Origin of the sequence: Microcoleus harperi Pol14_C6, from assembly GCF_036701295.1 — a bacterium.
Taxonomy (GTDB): domain Bacteria; phylum Cyanobacteriota; class Cyanobacteriia; order Cyanobacteriales; family Microcoleaceae; genus Microcoleus.
The window spans coordinates 34,174-43,366 of record NZ_JAUBQN010000048.1 but is presented as its reverse complement, the minus strand read 5'-3'; the positions used below and the strand labels follow the sequence as shown (position 1 = coordinate 43,366).

The window sequence follows — 9,193 nt, the reverse complement described above, 5'->3', positions numbered from 1 at the left end:
CGCGTGGCTTTACTGAACCATGTAATTATAGTTCATTTGATCTTATCTTCTCTGCTTGACACTCACTCGTGAGGGTCCGTAACATGATACCTCATCTTTCTGATAAAGGCTATAGAACTGGCAGAAAAAGAAAAACGGGGAGAACCGGTAGTTGGGCCTTGTGTCCCAACTGACTAAAAATACTAATCGCTGTTACCATAAATTTGGTCCTTCTGCGTATAATCACATAAATAGTTGATATAGATCACAAACACTCTAGTATAAAAATAGAGATACTAGGGTAAGAGTTAAGTTTTGAGATAAAGATTTCAAAATTCAAAATTCAATACTCAAAACTGCTTTCCGCCTTCAACATAAGTGCATTCTGCTTTTATTCGCTCAATTACTCCTAATTTGTTTGGGAGGAACTTCCCATGTTATTATTTACCCACAGTCAGTCCAAAAATAGCAAGGTAGAGCAAAAGCACTATGCTCAAAAACATTTGTTACCGACTTCAACTATTAATCTAACTGGGCTAAAGGCAGAATGCAACCATTTGCGGATCGGCCAAAAAATTAGCTATGGCTATGCTTTAGCTATCGGCATAGCGATTTTGGGAACTGGTGCGGGACTGAGATTGGGAGACTACTTTCGCAAGCAAGCTTTAGTTCAGGTGAATGTTGCTGGGCAGCAGCAGCAAATGCTGCAAAATTTGCAAAATACCGTATTTGAAGCCCGATCGCACGCGGCGAGATTGCCAGTCGTTTTGGGAAACACTGTGGCGCTGAAATACGAACAAGATCGGTTTTTCGGGCAAATCAATCAGGCCAAAATCCTGATTTCAGAAATTGAATCTTTCGCACTAGAAAATCCCAAGAGACTAGCAACAGAAGAGGCAGCATTGCACGCTCTCTTGAAGAAATCTGCCCTCGTCATTGATTACTACGGTAAGCTAATTAAATTGCAGTTAAAAGAAGCGGATGTTTGGAACTTGCCACCCAACAGCATTGAGTCCGCACAGCTACAAATGTTGAGGACTAGCAGCGGCCAAGAGGCGATCGTACTAGATAACCTTGCTCAAAGTTTAACTGACCTAATTTCTACAGTAGAAATTCACAAACAGCAAGGAACCCAAGCATTAGAAGAAGCTGGAAGTTTGCGAAACCGAATTATTCTCGGAAGTATGCTAATTTCAGCACTTATCGCCGCCACCCTAGCGGACAAAACCAGCCGCGCGATCGCCCAACCCCTCGAAACCGTTACTAATGTGGCTCAGCAAGTCGCTCGCGAATCGAATTTTAACCTGCAAGTACCAGTCACAACAGACGACGAAATCGGAGTTTTAGCGGCGTCTTTCAATAAATTGATTCAGCGAGTTAGCGAGTATACACAAGAACTCAAACAAACTCAATCCCTATTAATTCAGACCGAAAAAATGTCATCTCTCGGTCAAATGGTTGCAGGGATAGCCCACGAAATCAACAATCCCGTCAACTTCATCGGTGGCAACATTGACTATGCCAACCAATACATCGAAGATTTGGCAGGTTTGGTAACTCTTTATCAAGAATACTATCCAAACCCACCAGATGCCATTCTAGAGCGCATCGAAGACATTGAACTCGAATTTCTCAGAGAAGATTTACCAAAAACCCTCTCTTCGATGAAAATGGGAGCCGATCGCATTCGCGAAATTGTTGTATCCATGCGGAATTTTTCGCGATCCGACGACGGAAAAATGAAATCAGCCGACATTCACGAAGGAATAGATAGCACCCTCACAATTCTCAATCACCGGCTCAAACAAGGTATTCAAGTTATTAAACAATACGGCAAGTTGCCTGCGGTTGAGTGCTATCCAGCCCAACTGAATCAAGTATTTATGAATATTATTAGTAATGCAATAGATGCGCTGGAGGAGGTGAAAAAGGAAGACAAAGGCTATTCGCCAACGATTTGGATTAGCACGGAAATTTCGGCCGACAATACTGTCACCGTCAAGATTCGGGATAACGGGCCGGGAATTGCGTCCGCCAGTACCCAACAGATATTTGACCCATTTTTTACTACAAAGTCGATCGGCCAAGGTACTGGATTAGGATTGGCTATTTCCTATCAAATCCTTGCCAAGCATCACGGCAAAATTGAGGTAAATTCTCAAATAGGACAGGGCACGGAATTTGTGATTACTTTGCCAGTTGCTGCGTAATATCACGTGGGGCGGGATGAAAATAAAAAATCGGTTCCCACCGTCGCCCAATTTCCCAAACCAGCCGACTTGCTCAACCAGTTGAATACCCGATGCAAAAAGTCCGGGGCGAACTTGTCAGATATAGAGGCGCTTTTGGACATAGTAGAAAACCATTAGCGCGAAAATTGAGCGACCAACAGAACTCTTGGTGACAAGAAATCTGAAACCGTTGAATCACAAATGATGGAAATGGATGGGGGCGGAGGGACTTGAACCCACACGACCGTTTCGGGTCAACGGATTTTAAGTCCGTAGCGTCTACCATTCCGCCACGCCCCCCTTTGGTCAAGCTGCTGTGGTTTTGATCCACTAAGAGCAACAGCCTTTTATTCTACAGCCAAAACCCCAATTTACGCAACCCCTAATCAAAAAATTCCCAAAAGTCGCGCTGGCTCTCCCCAAGCGGTACAATAGTTAACCAGCTAACGGAGCGTGTCAACCGACTTACCCCTGTTATTATTCCCCTAAAGCAAATCTATGTATATTACCTTACTGCTTTACGCCGTCTTGGCAGGAGCCTACCTCCTGGTAGTACCCGCGGCCACCTACGCTTACCTGAACAGCCGCTGGTACGTCGCTACCTCTTTTGAGCGTGGCTTCATGTACTTCTTGATGTTCTTCTTCTTCCCAGGTATGTTTCTCCTAGCTCCGTTTTTGAATTTTCGGCCCAAACGGCGGCAGATAGAAGCCTAAATGCGACGTATTGACGTAATTGGAATCAGTATCGGCTTTTTTGTAGCAGGTGGGTTTATCTACTTGCTACTACAATTCGCCGGACTCGACAGCATGAATGCAGGGATTTGGAGTCAGTTATTTTTGGTCGCCGGCTTGATTGGCTGGCTGGTGACTTATTTATTTCGAGCACTGACTCAAAATATGACCTACAGCCAGCAATTGCAAGACTACAAAGAAGCTGTCTTGCAGAAGCAGCTCGATGAACTCACTCCTGAAGAATTAGCCAAACTTCAAGCCGAAATTGAGCAGGAAAAAGATAATTAGTCAATAGTCCTTACTTCTCAGTTATTAGTTATTAGTGAGCTATTAGTGATTAAATTATTAGCAATAAACTCGGAACTAATGACTGGGAAATAACAATTCATGAATAGTAATATTGACGGCTAACTAATGACTGATGACTGATATCACGTTCCCTAAAATAAGCGCGATAGGTTTGTAGTGAGGACTTCAGTCCGAGGGAGTTTTATGAGGAAGGAGTTCCTCACTACAAACAAATTTCCTTGCGATCGATCGAGGGGAAATCCTATGTATGATGACGGATAACCAATGACTGATGACTAATAACTAATGACTATTTCTAATTGTTTTGAAACGTTACGCAAGAACCACCAATGTGCATTGATTCCTTTTATTACTGCTGGCGACCCAGACTTGGAGACAACTGCTAAAGCATTGCAAATTTTGGATGATAACGGTGCAGATGCGATCGAGCTTGGCGTTCCCTATTCTGACCCGCTAGCTGACGGGCCGGTGATTCAAGCCGCTGCTACAAGGGCGCTACAGCGAGGAACGCGGTTAGATTCGGTGCTGGAAATGGTAGCGAAAGTTAGTCCGAATTTGCGATCGCCCATCATTCTCTTCACATACTACAATCCGATTTTGTACCGAGGTATAGAAACCTTCTTGCAGCAAATCAAAAGTGCTGGGGTTCAGGGATTGGTTGTACCAGACTTGCCCTTAGAAGAAGCAGACAGTCTCATCCAACCTGCCAAGAAATTAGGGATTGAACTAACATTATTAGTTGCTCCCACCAGTCCCAAAAGTCGTATAGAAGCGATCGCTCGTCAGTCTCAAGGATTTATTTACTTAGTTAGTGTGACGGGGGTTACGGGAGTACGCGAAGGCTTAGAAACGAGAGCAAAAGAGTTGCTACAAGAACTCCGCACCGTCACCGACAAACCCATTGGCGTCGGGTTTGGTATATCGCAACCCGAACACGCTCGCCAAGTGAAAGAATGGGGTGCAGATGCTGCGATTGTTGGCAGTGCTTTTGTCAAACGCTTGGCCGAAGGAACTCCAGAACAGGGTTTAGAGGCGATAGGCGAATTTTGCAAGAGTCTAAAAACAGCGATTCAAAATGCTTAGCCATTGTAGAAATACTTTCAGCCATTAGACAGATGTGTGCGATCGCGATGTGTCGCCACAATTGCGATTAAAGACCTTGTTGTACTTGAGATCATACACCACCTTCCTTCTAGTTCCTGACTAGAAGGTTTTTTTTGAGCCGAAAATGCAAAACATTTCAACATAGTCCGCGCATGGATAACCCAACAGCTATGTAGGGAAAGGACTTTGCCTTGTCCGGCGCAGGGTGTGCCGAGTTTGAATAATTTCTAGAAGATCGAAGATTGTCCATTCCTTTGTACTTTGTCCTTTGTCCTTCTTCCTTCTTCCTTCTTCCGTCTTACTTCCGCTATAACTTGAGGAATGTAACTTGGGATAGATGAAAAGCTGCGGTTTCTATTCGTATACTAAAAAAAGTGTTTAAGTGCCTAATTTGGTAAGGGTAGCCCTCTACAAAGCCACAAGCCATTTGAGCATATCACAATAGAAAGGAGCATTTTTATGAAGAGACTAACTGCATTTGTGAAAAAAATTCGAGCTGTACAAATTTTAACAGTGTTTCTGGCGGGCATTTTAGTATTAGTGAGCACTGCCTGCAGTCGCCCTGATGTAATGGCAGGCAAAACTGATGTAACGGCAGGAAAGACTGATGTGATCGCAGGAAGAACTGCCGACAAAATTAGAGAAGAAGTGCCTTCAGGGGCTGTAACTTCCGAATACAAAGGCGGCATGAACGACTACCCCGATGTCGATCCCAGAAACCAAAAGGTAACATCAGCAGAAGCAAAAGCTCAGCTTCTCAAAGAGCAAGCGCAGCACCGCATTGACACAAAATCTAGCAACAATGTAGGCGAAAATGTACGGCGGGTAGCGGATGACGCCCCTGACAAACTCGACCAAGTTGGCCAAAAGGTGAAGGACGATGCTCGCACAGCCCAGCGCAAAGCTGATGACTTTGGCGACAAAACCAAACAAGGCTTTGCTAATCTTAAAGAAAACACTCGCGAAGGCTTGAAGGGAGCAAAAGATATTGTTAAAGAAGCCACGCAGGGAGCCAAAGAAAGAGCAGCAGAGGGTACAGAGTCTCTGAGATATGGTACCAGCGGCGGGCAAGAAAATATCAATGATGCAGCGCGAGATGCAAGATAAAACGCTGAAGATTCCTCAGAGAATATTTGCTAGAAAGTGAATCGAGATGTTGAGATAACTCAACGAGTGGCAGAAACAGCTGCAGACGGGATTTACTAATCTCAAATAACGCTCTTTCCTTATCAGGAAGCTAGATGCCGACAGGGGTTAAAACCCCTGTCGGCATCTAGGTAAAATCAATCGATTTTAGATTTTATATTTTAGATTAAAGAATTGAAGCATTGACCCCACGGATAAATTCGGAGGGCAAGTTTCATCGGATACAGGTTTTTTATTTCTCCGTCCTGAGTCTGCGCGTTGGAATGAATCCGGAGGCTTGTATCCTGGATGCTTTCGGTTATGTGAAGACTAATGCCTATTACTATTTGATTTGGTTTTAACCCCTGGGAGGGCTATTAGGCCATAAGTAGAGTGGAGGGGGAGCTTCACCACAATGCAACGGCCCTGTCCTTTTCTAGCGGGGGCTGAAATGCCACTGCTTTAACGACGGATTCTTTATAATTTCTAGAGATTATATTTGGACTTTTTAAGGTACTAACTTTTTGACCGGCTTCCCGGAAACTTGGGCTATCGATCGATATTAAATTTAATTAATTAGCGAGTGTATTTTTTAAGACATGATGAGGCAGTGTTTTTACGGTATTTCGCGTTCATTTAATCGCATTTGAGATTAACAACAGAAACTTAGACGTAAGTAAAAAGCTTTAATCGCGATCGGCAAAGTATAAAATGTTGTTTTTTAACAGATAATGGGATTTTTTGATATACATCTCGAAAATTATGCTGTTTATGCCCTAAGATATATAGACTAAGTTTTGTCAAGTTAATGTCTGGGTTGAGGTCAGCCGATATGGACACAATAATAAATGCAGTAGATTTGAATACGGTAATACCGGGCTATCGCGCGATCGCTCAATCGTACACAGATTCTCGATCGGCTATTTATGGGTTCATGCGCGACAAAGACCGACAACCTGCCGCGGCAATTCTCAAACCTGCGCTATTGTGGCGGTGGATTTGCGGGAGGCGGTTCTGCCACAATCCCAAAAAGTTGCATTAGCGACCGTTAATTGCATCGGTAGAAATAGTCCTCAACCGAACACACATTCTCGACTAACTCGAACGCAGACCGATTATTTACAAATACATTAAACCTTCCAATCTTTCAATTAATTTTACCTGTTACCTGCTAGATGGAGGTGTATAAATTTTAGAAAAAAGAGAAGAGGCAACGGATTCGGGATATATTCGAGCCGTAATCCGCAGCCAATCGACAGGCGAAATGGAGGCAAACCTTATCTTGGGAATTGTGTATTGATGCTAGTAACGATGATGCACGACTTTTATGATGCACTGGCACATTTGGCAATCTATGCAGATGCCGCACCGGCGGAGCGCCAACAAATCCTGAAGCGCGTTGGGGCTAGTCAGAAAAAACTCAAAGAATTCGCGCACCATACGCCGATCAATTACCAACACAAGTTCGATCTGGTTGAGGCAGAATTGCTGGGCGTTTTGGGACAGACAGCAGAATCCATGGAACTTTACGATCGAGCTATTACCGGAGCTAAAGCTAACGAATATGTCAATGAAGAAGCTCTTGCTTGCGAACTCGCTGCTAAGTTTTACCTGTCATTAGGAAGGGAAAAAATTGCCCGACTCTACATGATAGATGCCTATGATTGCTATGTCCGTTGGGGAGATCGATCCAAAATTGATGACTTAGAAAAACGTTATCCTCAATTATTAAAACCGATTTTAGAACCCGCAAAACTCTCTGAACATCCATTAGCAAATTTTCCAACACCTGCTGGGCAAAATCAATCGCTTCATCAATCCATTCATCCATCCATTCATCCGTCTGTTTCGGCCAGCGTATCAGATTTCGGAAATTTTTCAACAGTGCTCAAAGCTTGTCAAGCGCTCTCTAGTGAAAGAGAACTCGATCGACTAATTGCCAAACTGATGCAACTGGGGATGAAAAATACAGGAGCTGACAAAGGAGCGCTGATTTTATCAAACGGCAATCAATGGGAAATTGCGGCTACCAGCACGCTCGACAATTCGGGACTCGAGTGGGCGATCGACTTATCATCCGCAACACTCGATGAAAACAGCGATATCTTGCCCCTCAAAATTGTTGACTGCGTTAAAAATTTATTGAAACCTGTGATTGTTCGGGAGCTCGCTCAACAACGTGATTGGGATTCCGACTCCTATATCCTCAAATACCAACCGCAGAGCCTGTTGTGTTGGCCGATTCTCGATCGAGGCAACTTAGTGGGCATTTTGTATCTGGAAAATCGCTTAACCGCAAAAGTTTTTACCCGGGATCGCCTGCAACTTCTCAATCTCCTGTGTTCCCAGGCCGCCATCTGTTTGCAAAATGCTCTGCTATATAAAAAATATCAGGATTACAACCAACAATTAGAGCGATCGCTAGTACAAATTAGCAGAACCGAAGCTCAGCTTGCCGATCAGAAAAAAATGCTCCAAGCAATTCTTGATGTCGCTCCGATTTGGATTTGGATGGTTAATCCCAGTGGTAAAGTACAGTTTTTGAACAAAACCTTTTCTCAAAATGTGGGCGTGCCTGTGAGCGCTTTCCTAGCTGTCGATCATTACAAAGATATACTGGGAGAGGATGCAGCGGGGTGTCTGCTTTCAGATGCCGCCTGCCTTGCCCAAGATTTGCCGCATTACTCCAGCGAATCTCTCAGATTTATTGACGGTAAACTACACTATTTAGAAGTCACGAAAGTGCAACTAAAAAATTGCCAAGGTGAGACAATCGGGATTATTGGTTTGGGTGTTGATGCCACCGATCGCAAGCGAGCAGCGGAACTTTTGCAAGAGCAAAACCAACAGCTAGAACAAACTTTAAAAGATTTACAGCAAGCGCAACTGCAACTCGTGCAAAACGAAAAAATGTCGGCTTTGGGCAATTTAGTCGCCGGAGTCGCCCACGAAATCAACAATCCGATTGGGTTTATTTCTGGGAATTTAAGCGAAGGTAAAAGAAGTTTAGAAGATGTTATAGAACACTTAGAATTGTATCGCTCCGCTGCATCGCAATCAGAAATAGCAGACCACGCTGAAGAGATAGACCTCGATTATCTTTTGGAAGATTTACCGAAGATGATTGATTCAATGCAACTTGGGTGCGAGCGCATTTGCAGCATCAGCAACAGTTTGCGTACCTTCTCCCGAGGCGACAAAGACTACAAAGTTCCTTTTAATATTCACGAAGGCATTGATAGCGCTATTTTAATTTTGAAACACCGCCTCAAAGCAAACGAACACCGCCCGCAGATCGAAGTGATAACTAAATACGGCAATCTCCCTAAAATCGAATGTTTTCCCGGTCAATTAAATCAAGTTTTCATGAACCTGCTCGCCAATGCCATTGATGCCTTAGAAGAGTCAAATTTAGGACGCAGTTTTAGTGAAGTTGTGGCAAATCCAAACCGCATCACGATTGGCACTGATGTACTGCGTGAAGGACACATTAAAATTAAAATTGCTGATAACGGCATCGGGATGAGAGAGGAAGTGAAACAGCAGATATTCGACCATTTGTTCACGACGAAAGGTGTCGGCAAAGGAACTGGATTGGGGTTGGCAATTGTCCACCAGATTGCGGTAGAAAAACATGGCGGAAGCATCGAGGTGGATGCGGAGCCTGGAGTGGGAACTGAGTTTGCGATCGTTTTGCCTGTGAACGGATAAAT

At 43.9% G+C, this 9,193-nt stretch carries 7 protein-coding genes and 1 tRNA gene; 7 read left to right on the top strand and 1 reads right to left on the bottom strand.

The annotated features are described in order from the left end of the window. The first annotated feature begins 413 nt into the window (after positions 1-413). Entirely contained in the window at positions 414-2,189 is a 1,776-nt protein-coding gene (locus QUA27_RS24010; RefSeq protein ID WP_333071143.1) for a sensor histidine kinase, read from the top strand. A 236-nt stretch (positions 2,190-2,425) separates the two neighbouring features. Here the strand turns inward: QUA27_RS24010 and QUA27_RS24005 are convergent. Continuing rightward, a tRNA-Leu gene (locus QUA27_RS24005) sits at positions 2,426-2,510 on the bottom strand. A gap of 198 nt (positions 2,511-2,708) precedes the next feature. Here QUA27_RS24005 and ndhL point away from each other — a divergent pair. From ndhL to QUA27_RS23975, 6 genes are all read left to right on the top strand, one after another. Then, positions 2,709-2,924: an NAD(P)H-quinone oxidoreductase subunit L gene (ndhL, locus tag QUA27_RS24000; RefSeq protein ID WP_193972727.1), complete on the top strand. Its 216-nt coding sequence runs from the start codon at positions 2,709-2,711 to the stop codon at positions 2,922-2,924. Further along, entirely contained in the window at positions 2,925-3,230 is a 306-nt protein-coding gene (locus tag QUA27_RS23995) for a DUF3007 family protein (protein WP_333071142.1), read from the top strand. It abuts the gene before it with no gap. Positions 3,231-3,536: 306 nt separating this feature from the next. Beyond that, positions 3,537-4,334, top strand: a complete 798-nt coding sequence (trpA, locus tag QUA27_RS23990; RefSeq protein ID WP_333071141.1) for a tryptophan synthase subunit alpha — start codon at positions 3,537-3,539, stop codon at positions 4,332-4,334. A gap of 480 nt (positions 4,335-4,814) precedes the next feature. After that, entirely contained in the window at positions 4,815-5,462 is a 648-nt protein-coding gene (locus QUA27_RS23985; protein WP_333071140.1) for a DUF6658 family protein, read from the top strand. An 850-nt stretch (positions 5,463-6,312) separates the two neighbouring features. Next, entirely contained in the window at positions 6,313-6,522 is a 210-nt protein-coding gene (locus QUA27_RS23980; RefSeq protein WP_333071138.1) for a hypothetical protein, read from the top strand. A 257-nt stretch (positions 6,523-6,779) separates the two neighbouring features. Next, positions 6,780-9,191, top strand: coding sequence for a GAF domain-containing sensor histidine kinase (locus tag QUA27_RS23975; RefSeq protein ID WP_333071144.1), 2,412 nt, complete (start codon positions 6,780-6,782; stop codon positions 9,189-9,191). Positions 9,192-9,193: the final 2 nt, after the last annotated feature.